17 protein-coding genes are annotated in these 16166 nt (G+C 68.2%); 9 read left to right on the top strand and 8 right to left on the bottom strand.

All coding sequences use genetic code 11. The features are described from left to right. The first annotated feature begins 44 nt into the window (after positions 1 to 44). The 4 genes from rplU (at position 45) to proB (ending at position 3070) form a co-directional block, all read left to right on the top strand. A complete protein-coding gene (gene rplU, locus BP68_RS08780; RefSeq protein ID WP_012655753.1) occupies positions 45 to 356 on the top strand; it encodes a 50S ribosomal protein L21 in 312 nt (103 codons plus the stop codon). 15 nt (positions 357 to 371) lie between these two features. After that, the gene (gene rpmA / locus BP68_RS08775) at positions 372 to 629 is read left to right on the top strand and encodes a 50S ribosomal protein L27 (protein WP_011804286.1); all 258 of its coding nucleotides are present in this window, start codon (positions 372 to 374) and stop codon (positions 627 to 629) included. A gap of 144 nt (positions 630 to 773) precedes the next feature. After that, positions 774 to 1847, top strand: coding sequence for an Obg family GTPase CgtA (cgtA, locus tag BP68_RS08770; protein ID WP_496370732.1), 1074 nt, complete (start codon positions 774 to 776; stop codon positions 1845 to 1847). A gap of 83 nt (positions 1848 to 1930) precedes the next feature. After that, positions 1931 to 3070, top strand: coding sequence for a glutamate 5-kinase (proB, locus tag BP68_RS08765; RefSeq protein ID WP_496370730.1), 1140 nt, complete (start codon positions 1931 to 1933; stop codon positions 3068 to 3070). A gap of 83 nt (positions 3071 to 3153) precedes the next feature. On the opposite strand, the gene BP68_RS08760 is transcribed toward proB, so the two are convergent. Beyond that, positions 3154 to 3843: an RNA pyrophosphohydrolase gene (locus tag BP68_RS08760; RefSeq protein WP_496370728.1), complete on the bottom strand. Its 690-nt coding sequence runs from the start codon at positions 3841 to 3843 to the stop codon at positions 3154 to 3156. Positions 3844 to 3933: 90 nt separating this feature from the next. On the opposite strand from BP68_RS08760, the gene BP68_RS08755 reads away from it, so the two are divergent. Further along, positions 3934 to 5679, top strand: coding sequence for a proline--tRNA ligase (locus tag BP68_RS08755; RefSeq protein WP_496370726.1), 1746 nt, complete (start codon positions 3934 to 3936; stop codon positions 5677 to 5679). Beyond that, positions 5676 to 6356: a lytic transglycosylase domain-containing protein gene (locus BP68_RS08750; RefSeq protein ID WP_496370724.1), complete on the top strand. Its 681-nt coding sequence runs from the start codon at positions 5676 to 5678 to the stop codon at positions 6354 to 6356. The genes BP68_RS08755 and BP68_RS08750 overlap by 4 nt, the downstream gene beginning before the upstream one ends. Here BP68_RS08750 and paeA read toward each other — a convergent pair. The 6 genes from paeA to hemA all read right to left on the bottom strand — a co-directional run bounded on the left by paeA (position 6332) and on the right by hemA (position 12700). Beyond that, positions 6332 to 7663, bottom strand: a complete 1332-nt coding sequence (gene paeA / locus BP68_RS08745; RefSeq protein WP_496370722.1) for a polyamine export protein PaeA — start codon at positions 7661 to 7663, stop codon at positions 6332 to 6334. The genes BP68_RS08750 and paeA overlap by 25 nt on opposite strands. Before the next feature lie 126 nt (positions 7664 to 7789). Continuing rightward, complete coding sequence (locus BP68_RS08740; protein WP_496370720.1) at positions 7790 to 8797, bottom strand: AAA family ATPase; 1008 nt, start codon at positions 8795 to 8797, stop codon at positions 7790 to 7792. A 126-nt stretch (positions 8798 to 8923) separates the two neighbouring features. Then, positions 8924 to 9253: a Grx4 family monothiol glutaredoxin gene (gene grxD, locus BP68_RS08735; RefSeq protein WP_496370718.1), complete on the bottom strand. Its 330-nt coding sequence runs from the start codon at positions 9251 to 9253 to the stop codon at positions 8924 to 8926. Between the two features lie 37 nt (positions 9254 to 9290). Next, on the bottom strand, positions 9291 to 10151 hold the full coding sequence (gene prmC / locus BP68_RS08730; RefSeq protein ID WP_496371075.1) for a peptide chain release factor N(5)-glutamine methyltransferase: 861 nt from the start codon (positions 10149 to 10151) through the stop codon (positions 9291 to 9293). Positions 10152 to 10194: 43 nt separating this feature from the next. Continuing rightward, positions 10195 to 11277 carry a peptide chain release factor 1 gene (prfA, locus tag BP68_RS08725; protein WP_496370716.1) on the bottom strand — a complete coding sequence of 361 codons (1083 nt, stop codon included), beginning with the start codon at positions 11275 to 11277 and terminating at the stop codon, positions 10195 to 10197. 100 nt (positions 11278 to 11377) lie between these two features. Continuing rightward, positions 11378 to 12700, bottom strand: a complete 1323-nt coding sequence (gene hemA / locus BP68_RS08720; RefSeq protein ID WP_496370714.1) for a glutamyl-tRNA reductase — start codon at positions 12698 to 12700, stop codon at positions 11378 to 11380. A 74-nt stretch (positions 12701 to 12774) separates the two neighbouring features. Here hemA and BP68_RS08715 point away from each other — a divergent pair, with 74 nt between their 5' ends. Beyond that, positions 12775 to 13053 (top strand): hypothetical protein, encoded by a 279-nt coding sequence (locus tag BP68_RS08715; protein WP_496370712.1) that lies wholly within the window; start codon positions 12775 to 12777, stop codon positions 13051 to 13053. Positions 13054 to 13212: 159 nt separating this feature from the next. Here the strand turns inward: BP68_RS08715 and BP68_RS08710 are convergent, their stop codons facing one another. Then, entirely contained in the window at positions 13213 to 14103 is an 891-nt protein-coding gene (locus BP68_RS08710; protein WP_496370710.1) for a LysR substrate-binding domain-containing protein, read from the bottom strand. Between the two features lie 119 nt (positions 14104 to 14222). On the opposite strand from BP68_RS08710, the gene BP68_RS08705 reads away from it, so the two are divergent. Together BP68_RS08705 and BP68_RS08700 are read left to right on the top strand one after the other, a co-directional pair. Beyond that, positions 14223 to 15209 (top strand): tripartite tricarboxylate transporter substrate binding protein BugE, encoded by a 987-nt coding sequence (locus tag BP68_RS08705; protein ID WP_496370708.1) that lies wholly within the window; start codon positions 14223 to 14225, stop codon positions 15207 to 15209. Positions 15210 to 15224: 15 nt separating this feature from the next. Continuing rightward, positions 15225 to 16121, top strand: coding sequence for an N-formylglutamate amidohydrolase (locus BP68_RS08700; protein ID WP_496370706.1), 897 nt, complete (start codon positions 15225 to 15227; stop codon positions 16119 to 16121). Positions 16122 to 16166: the final 45 nt, after the last annotated feature.

Genomic DNA, 16166 nt, shown 5'->3' with positions numbered 1-16166 from the left:
TCTGTGGAATTCGTCCGCAGAACTCCAATTCAGACGAGGTTTACATGTACGCGGTCATAAAAACCGGTGGCAAGCAGTATCGCGTTGCCGCTGGCGAAAAAATTAAGGTAGAACAGATTGCTGCGGAAGTAGGCCAGGAGATCGTGATTGACCAGGTTTTGGCTGTCGGCAACGGCGCTGAACTCAAGGTTGGCACGCCCCTGGTGTCCGGCGCAACGGTGAAGGCCACGGTCGTGGCTCATGGCAAGCACGACAAGGTGCGCATTTTCAAGATGCGCCGTCGCAAGCACTATCAGAAACGTCAAGGCCATCGTCAGCAGTTCACCGAACTGCAGATCCAGGCGATTGCTGCTTAACAGGGAGCTGATCTCATGGCACAGAAAAAAGGCGGCGGCTCTACGCGAAACGGGCGCGATTCCAAGCCCAAAATGCTCGGTGTGAAGGCTTACGGTGGTGAGCTGATCAGCGCTGGCTCCATCATCGTGCGTCAGCGCGGTACACGCATCCATCCTGGCGTGAACGTCGGCGTGGGCAAGGACCACACGCTGTTCGCTCTGGTGGATGGCCATGTGTCCTTCGGCACGAAGGGCGCGTTGTCCAAGCACACGGTCAGCGTGACGCCGGCCTAAGGCCTGTCATCACTGACGCGACCGCAAAGCCCCGACTCGTCGGGGCTTTGTTGTTTCCGAAACGGTGCGATCTGCACCGATGCCCGGCGATTGCCGTCTTCTCTCCTGCGGTAGCGTGGGTGTGTTTTTGTAAACTGGATACCCATGAAGTTCGTCGACGAAGCCTTTATCGACATTGTTGCCGGTGACGGTGGCAACGGTTGTGTCTCGTTCCGGCACGAGAAGTACAAGGAGTTCGGGGGGCCGAACGGTGGCGATGGCGGGCGCGGCGGCCATGTGTTCGCGGTGGCCGACCCCAATCTCAATACGCTGGTGGATTTCCGGTACTCGCGCCGTCATGAGGCCAAGCGGGGTGAGCACGGCATGGGCTCCGACATGTTCGGGGCGGCTGGTTCCGACATCACGCTCAAGATGCCCGTGGGCACCATCATCAGCGATGCGGATACCGGCGAGGTGCTGTACGAGCTGCTGGAGCCCGGCGAGACGACCATGATCGCCAAGGGGGGCGATGGCGGCTTTGGCAACATGCGCTTCAAGAGCGCCATCAACCGCGCGCCGCGCCAGAAGACACCGGGCTGGCCCGGTGAGCGCAAGAGCCTCAAGCTGGAACTCAAGGTGCTGGCGGATGTGGGCCTTCTGGGCATGCCCAACGCCGGCAAGTCCACCTTCATCGCCGCGGTGTCCAATGCGCGCCCGAAGATCGCCGACTACCCCTTCACCACGCTGCACCCCAATCTGGGCGTGGTGCGGGTGGGGCCGGAGCAGAGCTTCGTGGTGGCCGACATTCCGGGCCTGATCGAGGGCGCCTCCGAAGGGGCGGGCCTGGGTCATCAGTTTCTGCGCCATTTGCAGCGCACGCGCCTGTTGCTGCATGTGGTCGACATGGCGCCGTTCGACGAAGCGGTGGACCCCGTGGCGCAGGCCAAGGCGATTGTGGGCGAGTTGAAGAAGTACGACGCCGGGCTGTACGAGAAGCCGCGCTGGCTGGTGCTGAACAAGCTGGACATGGTGCCGGCCGAGGAGCGCGCTGCGCGGGTCAAGGACTTCGTGAAGCGCTTCAAATGGAAGGGGCCGGTGTTCGAGATTTCCGCACTGACGCGCGAAGGCTGCGAGCCGCTGGTGCAGGCGATCTACCGGCATGTGCACGCGCAGCAGCAGGCGCAGCAGGCTCCCGTCGAGGTGGACCCCCGCTTCGCCGGGGAGGGGCCCGAGGCGTGACGGGCCGCTGGGTGGTTTTGCTATATATTCAATAGCTGTTTGCGCTTGATATATAAGCGCTTTCGGCATATTTCACTCTCAAAATGGTTTCCAGTGTGTTGCGCGACGCCCGTCGCATCGTGGTCAAAGTGGGGTCCAGTCTTGTCACCAATGAGGGGAGGGGGCTGGATGAAGGCGCCATCGGAGAGTGGAGCCGGCAGCTGGCGGCCCTGGTGCGCGGCGAAGGCGGTGTGCCGCGCGAGGTCATCATGGTGTCCAGCGGCGCCATTGCCGAGGGCATGAAGCGGCTGGGCTGGCCCACTCGCCCCGGGGAGATCCACGAACTGCAAGCCGCCGCTGCCGTGGGGCAGATGGGGCTGGCGCAGATGTACGAAACCAAGCTGCGGGAGCAGGAGATCGGCAGCGCGCAGGTGCTGCTGACCCATGCCGACCTGGCCGATCGCGAGCGCTACCTGAATGCCCGCTCCACCCTGCTGACCCTGCTGCGCCTGGGTGTGGTGCCTGTGATCAACGAGAACGACACCGTGGTCACGGACGAGATCAAGTTCGGCGACAACGACACCCTGGGCGCCCTGGTGGCCAACCTGGTGGAGGCGGATGCCCTGGTCATCCTGACCGACCAGAAGGGGCTGTACACCGCTGACCCTCGCCGTGATCCACTCGCCCAGTTCGTGCACGAGGCGCAGGCGGGCGACCCTGCGCTCGAGACGATGGCCGGTGGTGCCGGGTCCAGCATCGGCAAGGGCGGAATGATCACCAAGATCCTGGCGGCCAAGCGCGCGGCGGGTTCGGGTGCCTCCACGGTGATTGCCTGGGGGCGGGAGCGGGATGTGCTATTGCGCCTGGCTGGCGGCGAGCCGATTGGCACGCTGCTGGTGGCCCAGACGCAAAAGAACCACGCGCGCAAGCAATGGATGGTGGATCACCTGCAGCTGCGCGGCTCGGTGACGGTGGATGCCGGTGCCGCGGCCAAGCTGCGGGACGAGGGCAAGAGCCTGCTGCCCATCGGCATGGTGGCGGTGGAAGGGGACTTTGCGCGCGGCGACGTGATTGCCGTGCGCGATGCGGGCGGCACGGAGATCGCCCGTGGCCTGGCCAACTACGCAAGCGCCGAGGCGCGGCTGCTGTGCCGCAAGCCCTCGTCGGAGTTCGAGCGCCTGCTGGGCTATGCCGCCGAGCCGGAGATGGTCCACCGCGACAACATGGTGGTGTCGCACGCCTGATGGCAAGGCACTGGGCGGCACACGGGCGCCACGCCCGATGCGCCGCGGGCGCCGCAGGCCTCAGGCCCGCGCCCCTGGTGGTTCTATGCGTCCGTCGGCTTCTTGTGCGGTGCAGCGGTGGCCGGCAAGTCCATCAGCGGCGCCGGAATGCTGTTTTGTGGGTCGGGGTCGAAGCTCGCCCCCGGGGGCAGCTCAATGCCCGGCTTGACCAGCAGGGAGCCGGTGCGGTGCATGGGCGCCTGTCCGGTGTCATGGTCGCGCGAGCGCATGCCGCTGCGCAGGTAGCGATTGCGCTGCTCATAGCGGGGCAGGAAGCGCGCCAGCTCGGTCAGCGCCATCTCGTACACGCCGCGCTTGAACTCGACCACCACGTCCAGCGGCACCCAGTAGTCGTTCCAGCGCCAGGCATCGAATTCGGGATGGTTGGTGGCGCGCAGGTTCAAGTCCCAGTCGTGCCCCAGCAACTGCAGCAGGTACCAGATCTGCTTCTGTCCCTTGTAATGACCACGTGCATCGCGGCGGATGTATCGGTCTGGCACCTCGTAGCGCAACCAGTCCCGAGTGCGGGCAATCACACGTACCTGGGCTGGCTGCAGTCCTACCTCTTCGTGCAGTTCCCGGAACATGGCCTGCTCCGGGGTTTCTCCGCGGTCGATTCCGCCCTGAGGGAACTGCCAGCTGTGGGTGCGTATGCGCTTGCCCCAGAATACCTGGTTTCGTTGGTTGAGCAGGACGATGCCGACGTTTGGGCGGAAGCCGTCCCTGTCAAGCATAATCTAACCCCAAATTTTTAAAACTGTGGTCATTATGCACGCTGCCCTGTTGCCGGCAAGCGGAGCGGCCTCAGTAGCCGGGCCCGTTCAATGAAAGCTTCCCAATTCTTCATTTCCACCTTGAAAGAGGCTCCGGCCGACGCCGAAGTCGTCAGCCACCAGCTCATGATGCGCGCCGGGCTCATCAAGAAGCTCGGCGCCGGGATCTACAACTACATGCCCATGGGGCTGCGCGTCATCCGCAAGGTGGAGGCCATCGTGCGCGAGGAAATGGGCCGTGCGGGCGCCGTGGAGTGCACCATGCCCGTGGTGCAGCCCGCTGAACTGTGGCAGGAGACGGGCCGCTTCGACAAGATGGGCCCCGAGCTGCTGCGCATCCAGGACCGCCATGGCCGTGATTTCGTGATCCAGCCTACCAGCGAGGAGGTGGTCACGGACATCGCGCGCCAGGAACTGCGCAGCTACAAGCAGTTGCCCAAGAACCTGTACCAGATCCAGACCAAGTTCCGCGACGAACGCCGCCCGCGCTTTGGCCTGATGCGCGGGCGCGAGTTCATCATGAAGGATGCCTACAGCTTCGACCGTGACCAGGCCGGTGCCAAGGCCAGCTACCAGGTGATGGCAGGCGCCTACCGCCGCATCTTCGACCGCTTTGGCCTGCGCTACCGTGCCGTGGCGGCCGATTCAGGCGCCATCGGCGGCGACCTGAGCGAAGAGTTCCAGGTGATTGCCGCCACGGGCGAAGATGCCATCGTCTATTGCCCCACGAGCGACTACGCGGCCAACATGGAGAAGGCCGAAGCCCTGGCGCCCACGGGGCCGCGCCCCGCTGCCACCCGGCCGCAGATGCTGACGCCCACGCCGGGCAAGAGCACCTGCGCCGACGTGGCCGAACTGCTGGGCGTGCCGCTGAACACCACCGTGAAGTCGCTGGTGCTGGCGACCGACGAGGTCAACGAGTCCGGCGAGATCGTCAAGAGCCAGGTCTGGCTGCTGCTGCTGCGTGGCGACCATGACATGAACGAGATCAAGGTCGGCAAGGTGCCGGGCCTGAACGCCGGCTTCCGTTTCGCCACCGTCTCCGAGATCGAGGCACATTTCGGTTGCAAGCCGGGCTATCTGGGGCCGCTGGGCCTGAAGCAGCCCGTGAAGATCGTGGTGGACCGCGACGTGGCCGTGATGGCCGACTGGATCTGCGGCGCCAACCAGGTGGATTTCCACATCACTGGGGTGAACTGGGGCCGCGACCTGCCCGAGCCCGACCTGGTGGCCGATCTGCGCAACGTGGTCGCCGGCGACCTGTCGCCCGACGGCAAGGGGGAACTGGCGATCGAGCGCGGCATCGAAGTGGGCCATGTGTTCTACCTGGGCACCAAATATTCCAAGGCCATGAATGCCACCTTCCTCGGCGAGGACGGCAAGCCGGCATTCTTCGAGATGGGCTGCTATGGCATCGGCGTGACGCGCTTGCCGGCCGCGGCCATCGAGCAGAACCATGACGAGCGCGGCATCATCTGGCCCGACGCGATCGCGCCCTTCACGGTGGTGATCTGCCCCATCGGCATGGACCGCAGCGAAGAGGTCAAGGCGGCCGCCGAGAAGCTGCATGGCGAGCTGCTGGCCGCCGGCGTGGACGTTCTGCTGGACGACCGCGGCGAGCGCCCGGGCGCCATGTTTGCCGACTGGGAGCTGATCGGCGTGCCGCACCGTGTGGTGCTGTCCGACCGTGGCCTCAAGGAGGGGCAGGTGGAATACCAGCACCGCCGCGACACGGCCGCCACCAAGGTGGGCGTGGCCGACATCTTTGCGCATGTGAAGGACCGTTTGAAGGTATGACGTTGGGAGCCGTGGAGGAGGGTGCGGCCGTGGCGCGTGGCGCGTTGTCGCGCCGTGCGTGCCTGGTATCGCTTGCGACTGGCCCTGCGGCCTGGCTTGGCGCTCCGGCGGCCGCCCATGCCGGCGGCCAGCTGGAGGAGCCGCTGATCGACTCCGTGCGCTCCGCCCTCAGCTCCGCCGTGGGCGACATGGCGCCGCCGGAGCCGTTGTTCGCGAGCACGGAGTCGCGCCTGCTTTACCTGCGCTGGCTGGGCACCATGAGTGATCGCCTGCGGCGCCGCAAGCCCGACTGGGAGGTGCGCAGGGACTTCCTGCAGACCGTCTGGTACGAGGCCAAGCGCTCGGGGCTTGACGTGTCCCTGGTGATGGGCCTGATCCAGGTGGAGAGCGCCTTCCGCAAGTTCGCCGTGTCGTCCGTGGGCGCGCGCGGCTACATGCAGGTGATGCCGTTCTGGACGCGCGTGATCGGCGACGGCGATGCGGGCAAGCTGTTCCACATGCAGACCAACCTGCGCTTTGGCTGCGTCATCCTGCGCCACTACCTCGACCGCGAGCGCGGCGACCTGTACATGGCGCTGGGCCGCTACAACGGCAGCCGCGGCAAGTCGCCCTACCCGAACGCTGTGTTCGCGGCGCAGCGCAACTGGTTCTTTCAGGAGCGCACGTCGGCCGCCTGATCGCCGCCGGCCGCTGGCGCCGAGGACAGCCGCGACACCATGACCTGGTCGATGCGGTAGCTGTCCACGTCCAGCACCTCGAACTTGTAGTCGCCCCAGCTCACGCTGTCCGTGCGCCGCGGCACGCGGCGCAGCATCACCATCAAAAAGCCTGCCAGGGTTTCGTATTCGTCGGCGTGGGGCAGCTCGTCCAGGTCGAGCGCGTGCAGCACGTCGTTCACGGGGGTCGTGCCGTCGATGAGCCAGGAGTTCTCGTCGCGGCGCACGATCTGCTCCTCGTCGGCGGGGCCCACCAGGTCGCCCATCACCGTGCTCATCACGTCGTTGAGCGTGACCACGCCCACCACCAGGCTGTATTCATTGACGATGACGGCAAAGTCCTCGTGCACCTGGCGGAACTGCTCCAGCACCTCGGCCAGCGACAGCCGGTCCGGCACGATGAGCACCTTGCGCACCAGGCCCTCGTCGGCCAGCGAGATCGGCTGGTCGTTCAGCACGCGCTGGAACAGGTCCTTGGCGTCCACATAGCCCACCACATGGTCGATGTCGCCGTTGCACACGGGATAGGTGGAGAACGGCTCGGCTGCGATGCGCGCGCGGATCACCGTGTCGGGATCGTCGCGCAGGAAATAGGCCACGCGGTCGCGTGGCGACATGCTGCTGGTGACGCTGCGCGAGTCGAGCTCGAACACGTTCTCGATCACCTGCTGCTCGCGCGCGGCCAGCACGCCGGCGCGCGCGCCGGCCTCCATCATGGCCAGGATGTCGTCGGAGGTGACGCGCTCGTCGCGCAGCGCGCGCATGCCCAGCACGCGAAACAGCAGGTCCGCGCAGCGGCTGTAGAGCCACACCACGGGCCGCAGCAGCGACATGGTGGCATGCATGGGCACCACCACCCGCAGGGCCAGGCGTTCCGGCTCGGCCATGCCCATGCGTTTCGGAAACAGGTCGGCAAACAGGATGAACAGCGAGGTGACGACGGTGAACGACAGCAGAAAGCCCGCCGTTTCCGCATGCGGCGCGCTCAGCCACAGGCCGAAGAACCGGGCGAAATGCGGACTCAGTGCGCCTTCGCCCACGATGCCGCCCAGCACGGCCACGGCGTTCTGGCCGATCTGCACCGCGGTGAAATAGTCGCCAGGGTCTTCCTGCAGGCGCAGCACGCGCTCGGCGCGGAGATCTCCCTCATCGGCCAGCTGCCGCAGGCGCAGGCGGCGCGAGGCCGCCAGGGAAATCTCGGCCAGCGAGAAGAACGCGCTGGCCACGATGAGGATGACGATGACGATCAGGCTTTCGGAGAGGGGCATGTGCAGGTTGCGGGTGCGGGCGCGTTCATGGCGGGTGTGCCACGCGCTGAAGCACGACGCGGTCGGATGCCGTCGAGTGTAGCGGGGGGCATGCGCGCCGGCGCCGCTGGCAGCCGGCGCCAGGGGTTACTGCGTGAAGCCCATGCGCGGCTTGCGGCCCGCGGCGGCGGGCAGGTCGGCGGCCTCGATGCGGCCGCGCTGTTCCAGGCGCGCGTTGCCAAAGCCGGTCATGAGCGCGCGGCGCATCTCGCGCGGCGGCATCCGGGCCAGCAGGTCCAGCACGTCGGGCTGGGGCTCGGGGTCGAAGTGGCGGCCCCAGTCATGCTCGGCGCGTATGCCCTGGTACAGCCGCTGCGCGATGGCGCGGGCCTGGACCGGCGTGGGCGGCTGGACCTCGAACACGTTCATGCGGTTCAGGATGGGGCCGGGAATGCCGCGCTCGTCGTTGGCGGTGGTGATCCAGATGATCTGGCTTGCGTCGATGGCCACGTCGGCGAATTCGTCGGTGAAGCTCTGGGCCGTATCGTGCTCCAGCAGCGCGTAGAGCGCGCCCAGCGGGTCGTACTGCGCGTCGCCCGAGGCCTTGTCGATCTCGTCCACCACGATCACCGGGTTGGCGTACTCGCCGTCCACCAGGGCCTCGAACACCTTGCCGGGGCGCGAGCCCTTCCACTGCGCGGACGAGCCGGACAGCAGCCAGCCCGCCGTCATCGAGTTCATGGGCACCAGGTTCATGCCCGTGCCCAGCAGGGCCGAGAGCTGGCGCGCGAAATGCGTCTTGCCGATGCCCGGCGCGCCCAGCAGCAGCATGGGCGCGACCTCCAGCCAGTCGCGGCTGTCCTGGGCCAGGGCCACCTGGCGGCGCACATCATGGAGCACCTCGGTGAAGTTGGGCAGCTGCTCGTACAGCGGCCCCATGTCGGGCAGGCCCGCGGGCTTGACCTGGAAGCGCTCGGGGCCGCGCTCCAGCATGCGTTCATAGACGCTGCGCAGGTGCTCATGCTCGCGCTGCGCGCCGGACTCCTCCAGCCGCGCGAGCTTGCGCGCGACATCCGCGGGGTGGAACACATTGCGCATCTGGGCCACGGGCAGGCTCAGGGCGGGGGCTTGCGGAACAAGGCTGTGGCTGGTCATGTCATGCTCCCCGGGGCGGTGGACAGAGCCATTCAAGCACAGCGGGGCGGCGCCGCCTGTCGGAAAAATCCCCCATGGAGGCACAAAAAAGCCGCCCGGCGGGCGGCTGGCTGGCGTGTGTGGCGATCAGCCCTGGGCGCCGGTGCCCAGCACCTGCTGCAGCTCACCCGACTCGTACATCTCCATCATGATGTCCGAGCCGCCGATGAACTCGCCCTTCACGTAGAGCTGGGGAATGGTGGGCCACTTGCTGTAGTCCTTGATGCCCTGGCGGATTTCCTGGTCCTCCAGCACGTTCACGGTGGCGATCTGCTTGGCGTCCACGCCGCAAGCCTTGAGGATCTGGATGGCGCGGCCCGAGAAGCCGCACATGGGAAAGCTTGCGCTGCCCTTCATGAACAGCAGGATGTCGTTGGTCTTGACCAGTTGGTCGATGCGTTGCTGGACGTCGCTCATGGGGTTCTCCTGAAATGGGGCGCCCGGGGAAGGGCGGCTACCCGGGGATTATTTCATTCCCCGCACCCCCCGGCATTGACCCGCCGCTGCATCGGGCTATGCCGGCCAGGTCGTGGCGGCCTTGCACCTGGGTGAAGCCCGCCGCGCGCAGCAGGGCCTGCACGGCGTCCGCCTGGTCCCAGCCATGCTCCAGCAGCAGCCAGCCGCCGGGACCCAGCCGTGCCGGGGCCTGGGCGACGATGGCGCGGATGTCGGCCAGCCCGTCGGCGCCGCTGGCCAGGGCCGAGAGCGGCTCGTGGGTGAGCGCGGCCAGGTGCGGGTCCTGCGCGGCAATGTAGGGCGGGTTGCTGACGATGGCGTCGAACGGCCCGGCCACGCCCTCCAGCCAGTCGCCTTGGGCGAAGCGCACGGGCAGGCCCAGCCGCTCGGCGTTGGCGCGGGCCACGGCCAGGGCGTCGGCGCTGGCGTCCACGGCCAGCACCTGGGCGTCGGGGCGGGCGTAGCGCAGCGCCAGGGCGATGGCGCCGCTGCCCGTGCCCAGGTCGGCCACGCGCGGGGCGGCGTGCGGGGCCAGCAGCTCCAGCGCCCAGGCGACCAGGGTCTCGGTGTCGGGGCGCGGGTCGAGCACGCGGGCATCCACGGCCAGCGACAGGCCCCAGAACTCCTTGCGGCCCGTGAGGTAGGCCACGGGCTCGCCCGCCGCGCGGCGCGCGCACAGGGCCTGGTAGCGGGCCAGGGTGGCCGTGTCCAGCGCGTCGCCGTCGTGCGTCAGCAGCCAGGCGCGGTCGTGCGTGGGGCGCTGCAGCAGGTGCAGCAGCAGCATCTGCGCGTCGATGCGCGCCAGGCCCCCAGCTTGCGCCTGCGCGAGGGCCTGGGCGATGTTTGCTATTGTTTTCATAGCTTTTTGCGCTTGGTGCATGGGCGCTGCAGGCCGATTTGGCTCACACCGATGTTTCCAGCTCTGCCAGCAGCTCGGCCTCGCGCGCGTGCTGCAGGGCCTGCAGCACCTCGCTCAGGTCGCCTTCCATGATGGCCAGCAGCTTGTACAGCGTGAGATTGATGCGGTGGTCGGTCAGGCGCCCCTGCGGGAAGTTGTAGGTGCGGATGCGGTCGCTGCGGTCGCCGCTGCCGATCAGGCCCTTGCGCAGCGCGGCCTCCTTGGAGGCGCGCTCGCTGCGCTCCTTCTCCTGGATGCGCGCCTGCAGCACCTGCAGCGCCTTGGCCTTGTTGCTGTGCTGGCTGCGCCCGTCCTGGCATTCGGCGACGATGCCGGTGGGGATGTGCACCACGCGCACGGCCGAGTCGGTCTTGTTGATGTGCTGGCCGCCCGCGCCGCTGGCGCGGAAGGTGTCGATGCGCAGGTCGGCCGGGTTCAGCGTGATGGCCTGGGTCTCGTCGGGTTCGGGCATCACGGCCACGGTGCAGGCGCTGGTGTGGATGCGGCCCTGGGTTTCGGTGGCGGGCACGCGCTGCACGCGGTGGCCGCCCGACTCGAAGCGCAGCGCGCCGTAGACGTCATCGCCCTCGACGCGCAGCACCACTTCCTTGTAGCCGCCGATCTCGCTCTCGTTGGCGCTCATGATCTCCACCTTCCAGCCCACGGTGGCGGCGTAGCGCGTGTACATGCGGGCCAGGTCGCCGGCGAACAGGGCCGACTCGTCGCCGCCCGTGCCGGCGCGGATTTCGACGAAGGCGTTGCGCGCGTCGTCGGGGTCCTTCGGTAGCAGCAGGCGCTGCAGCTCGTCTTCGAGCTGCAGCAGCTCGGCCTCGGCGGCGGCGACTTCTTCCTGCGCCATCTCGGCCATGTCGGCGTCCTCCAGCATCTCGCGCGCGCCGGCCAGGTCGGCCTCGCGCTGGCGGTAGCGGGCGTAGCGGCCGGCCACGGCGGTCACGTCGGCATGCTCGCGCGAGATGGCGCGGTACTGCTGCATGTCGGCCATGATGTCTTCGCGCGAGAGCAGGAAGTCCAGTTCTTCAAGGCGCTGGGCGTAGCGTTCCAACTGGCTGCGGAGAAAGGGTTTCATGGGGCAGGGGGAAAGAAATTGCTACTTATTTCGTAGCTGGTTGCGCTTGACCAGCAAGCGCTGCGTGCCGATTTGGCTTGAGAGCTGGCGGCGGGCGCCGCTACAGGTTGTTCTTGGCCTGCGAGCGCAGGAACAGGCGCGAGACCGCCTGGGCCGTCTGGGCGCGCGTGTCGGCATCGCCGGCGCGCAGTTCGGCCATGGTGCCGTGCAGCATCTTCTGCGCGAGGCCGCGCGAGAGGGCCTCCAGCACCACGTCAATGTCCTCGCCCTTGGCCAGCAGCTTCTTGGCGCGGGCGATCTCCAGGGCGCGCCATTCGTCGGCCTGGGTGTTGAGCTGGCGGATCAGCGGCACCACGCCGCCCGCGCCGCCCACGGGGCTGCGCAGCTCCATCCAGTGCATGAAGCTTTGCACGCCGGCGTCGATGATGGCCTCGGCCTGTGCCACGGCCGCCTGGCGGTTGGCCTGGGCGGTCTGCACCACGCTGGCCAGGTCGTCCACGGTGTACAGGTACACGTCTTCCAGGGCCTTGACCTCGGGCTCGATGTCGCGCGGCACGGCCAGGTCGACCATGAACATGGGGCGGTGGCGGCGCTTCTTGAGCGCGCGCTCCACCGCGCCCAGGCCGATGATGGGCAGGCTGCTGGCGGTGCAGCTGATCACCGCATCGTATTCGTGCAGGTTGTCGGGCAGGTCGGCCAGGCGCATCACCTCGCCGCCGAAGCGCGCGGCCAGCTTCTCGCCGCGCTCCAGCGTGCGGTTGGCGATGGTGATCTGCTTCGGATTCTTGGCCGCGAAGTGCGTGGCGCACAGCTCGATCATCTCGCCCGCGCCCACGAACAGCACGCGGATCTGGCCCAGGTCCTCGAACAGCTGGCCCGCCAGGCGCACGGCCGCGGCGGCCATGCTGATGCTGTGCGCGCCGATGTCGGTGCTGGTGCGCACCTCCTTGGCCACGGCGAAGCTGCGCTGGAACAGCTGGTTCAGCGTGGTGCCCAGGGCGCCCGCGCCTTCGGCGGCGCGCACGGCGTCCTTCATCTGGCCCAGGATCTGGGCCTCGCCCAGCACCATGGAGTCGAGCCCGCTGGCCACGCGGAAGGCGTGGCGCGCGACCAGGCCGTTTTCCAGCGCGTAGGAGTGCGAACGCAGCAGCGCCGGGCTCACGCCGCCGCTGTGGGCCAGCCAGTCCAGCGTGTGGTCCAGGGCCGGGCCGGGGACGGATGTGGGGGCGGCGCAGTAGATCTCGGTGCGGTTGCAGGTGGAGATGATGGCCGTCTCCACACCGGGCTGGCGGCCCGCGCCGCCGGCCAGCGACTGGCGCAGCCCGTCAAGCGTGGGCGCGATCTGGTCCAGGGCGAACGCGAACCGGCCCCGCAGATCCAGCGGTGCGGTGTGGTGATTGATGCCGAGGGCCCAGACTGCCATGGACGGCGATTATAAAATTTGCGCCGCGATCAGGCAGGCTGTCGGACAGATGTCTTGATCTGCATCATGACTCCATGAGCCTGCTCGCCATCCTGAACCACCTGCTGAACTTCGTCGCCCCCGCCTTCGCGGTGGCGGCCCTGCTGGTGCTGTGCAGCCACGTCTTTATGCGAAAAGTGGCGAAAGCGCACGGCTGGATTGCGCCAATAGCTATTAATTTCATAGTGGGGTGCGGGGCGCTGGCGGCGGGGTTGGCCCTGCTGGGCCGCGACGGAAAGATGCTCACCTATGCCGCCCTGGTGCTGGCCTGCGCCAGCAGCCAGTGGCTGCTGCTGCGCGCCTGGCGCGGCTGAAGTGAAGCCCCCCTGAGTCGCTTCGCGCCTTCCCCCCTCTCTCACGCTGCGCGTGGGAAGGGGGACGCAGCCCTCGCTGCGGGGCGGCCCTTGCTGGGCTGCCCGGGCTTGGGCCGCGCCAGTGCGATGCGTTGTGCATGCGCGGCACGGCTGCAGGCGTCAGCCCGCGGCCTGCGCCAGCAGCCAGTCGCGCAGCTCCTGCAGCGCCGGATTGGGCGCGCGCCCCGTGGGAATGCACAGGTGGTAGCCGCGCTCCAGCGTGACGGGGCGGTCCACGGCGATGGCGATGCGGCCGGCGGCCAGCTCCGGCTCCACCAGCGCGCGCTGCACCACGGCCACGCCCAGGCCGGCGATCACGGCCTGCACCAGCAGCGAGACCAGCTCGAAGTCCGCCGCCGGCGCCAGGGGGCCGTGGGCGCAGCCCACGCCGTCGAACCAGTGGGCCCAGTTGTCCGGGTAGTGGGTGTGGAACAGCAGCGGCCGCGCCAGCAGGTCGGCGGGCGTGCGGATGGCCTGCGGTCCCTGCAGGTCGGCCGGGCGGCAGATGGGCACGAGCTCGCGCCCCACGAGGTAGTCTGCCGCGATGCCCGCGGGCCAGTCGGCCTGGCCCACGCGGACCCAGGCGTCGATGTCGGGCGCGGTGAGCGGGTCGTCGCGCCGGTAGGGGGCGAACGACAGGCCCGTGCCCGGATGGCTGGCGTGAAAGCCCGGCAGGCGCGGGATCAGCCAGTGGCTGAACAGCGTGGGCGCCACCGACAGGCGCAGCTGGCGCGGGCTGCGCCGCGTGCGCACGGCCAGCGTGGCGGATTCGATGGTGGCGATCGACGGGCCCACGGCCTGCAGGTAGTCGGCCCCCGCGCGCGTGAGCACGCTGCGCCGGCCCTCGCGCGCGAACAGCGCCACGCCCAGGTGCTCCTCCAGCCGGGCGATGGAGCGGCTGATGGCGCCCTGGGTCACGCTCAGTTCTTCGGCCGCCTGCGAGAAGCTGCCTCGCCGTGCCGCGGTGGCGAAGGCGTGGAGTTCGGGCAGCGAGGGCGAGTGGATGCGCATGGGTGGGCTGATTGATGAGCGTTGGTAATGGGTGGGGGCCATTTTGTCGCTTTTCGCGGGCGGCGGCGCGCTCAAGAATCGGGACACCCCGCATTTCATCCAACAACGAGGAGAACACCATGGCAATGCGCCGTACCCTGCTGTCCACCCTGGCCGCCTGCGCCGCCGCTGCCGCCTTCGCGCCGCTGGCGCACGCGCAGGCCAGCGACTACCCCAACCGTCCCATCAAGCTGATCGTGCCGTTCGCGCCCGGCGGCTCCACCGACATGGTGGCCCGTCTGCTGGCCGACAAGATGGGCCCGATCCTGGGCAAGGCTGTGGTGGTGGACAACAAGGGCGGCGCGGGCGGCTCCATCGGCGCCGACGCGATCGCCAAGAGCGCGCCCGACGGCTACACCATCGGCATGGCCACGGTGAGCACGCACGGCTCCAACCCCGCCATCTTCAGCAAGCTGCCCTACGACGCGGTGAAGGACTTCGCCCCCATCACCAACGTGATGAGCGTGCCCAGCGTCTTCGTGGTGCACCCCAGCGTGCCGGCCAAGACCATGCAGGAATTCATCGCCCTGGCCAAGAAGGAGCCCGGCAAGTACACCTTCGCCTCGCCGGGCACGGGTTCGCTGGGCCACGCCAACATCGAGAACTTCATGAATCTGGCGGGCATGCAGCTGCTGCACATCCCGTACAAGGGCGCGGGCCAGGCCATCAACGACGCGCTGGCCGGCCAGGTGACCTCGATGACGGACAACCTGCCCTCCACGCTGCCGCACATCAAGGGCGGCAAGCTGCGCCCGCTGGCGGTGCTGGCCTTGAAGCGCAGCGAGGTGCTGCCCGACGTGCCCACCTACACCGAGCTGGGCTTCCCCGGCATGGGCGACGGCGGCTGGTTCGGCCTGGTGGCGCCCGCGGGCACGCCCAAGGAGGTCATCGCCAAGCTCAACGCCGCGGCGCACAAGGCCATGGCCATGCCCGACTACCTGGAAAAGCAAAAGAGCATTTCCGGCGAATCCATGGGCAACACGCCCGAGCAGTTCGCCAAGCAGATCCAGGCCGCCATCGACCGCTACACGGCCGTGGCCAAGCGCGCCAACATCAGCATGGACTGAGCGATCGGGGCTTTGATGGGTTTGCATGACGACCTGAGCCCCCGGCCGGAGACCCCGGTCGAGGTCTGGCTCCCCACGGCCGAGCCGCTGCCGCTGGTGTGCGACTCGCCGCACAGCGGCACGGCCTATCCGGACGACTTCGGCCACGCCGTGCCCATGGCGCTGCTGCGCCGCGGCGAGGACACGCATGTGCACCGCCTGTGGCACACGGCGCCCGCGCATGGCGCCACGCTGCTGGCGGCGACCTTTCCGCGCACCTACATCGACGTGAACCGCAGCGACACCGACCTGGACCCGGCGCAGATCGACGGCGACTGGCCCGTGCCGCTGGCGCCCGGCGTCAAGACGCAGCAGGGCCTGGGCCTGATCTGGCAGCGCATCAGCAAGGACGGCGTGGCCACGCCGCTGTATGCGCGCAAGCGCACGGTGGCCGAGGTGCAGCACCGCATCGCGCGCTACTGGCGCCCCTACCACGCGGCGCTGCAGCAGGCCATCGACGCCAGCGTGCAGCGCTTTGGCGGCGTGTGGCACCTGAACCTGCACTCCATGCCCAACGACGTGTACCGCCGCCTGGGCCGCCTGGATGCGCCGCCGCTGGCCGACTTCGTGCTGGGCGATCGCGACGGCACGACCTGCGCGCCCGACTTCGTGCACCTGATCGCCGAGCAGCTGCGCGGCTTCGGCTACAGCGTGGCGCTCAACGAGCCCTACAAGGGCGTGGAGCTGATCGGCCGCATCGGCCAGCCGCAGCTGCAGCGCCACAGCCTGCAGATCGAGATCCGCCGCCCGGTGTACATGGACGAGGACACGCGCGCACCCAATGCCGGCTTCGCGCCGCTGCAGCGGCACCTCGACCAGGTGCTGGCCGCGGTGGCCGGCTATGTGCGCGAACAGGTCGCGCAGCACCATTGAAAATGGCCTCTTGTGCTTATGTGGTAAGCGCAATTAGCTATTAAA

The organism is Diaphorobacter oryzae DSM 22780 (genome assembly GCF_059568935.1).
Note: the sequence above shows the minus strand (reverse complement) of the source record. Positions and strands in the feature narration are given on the sequence as shown.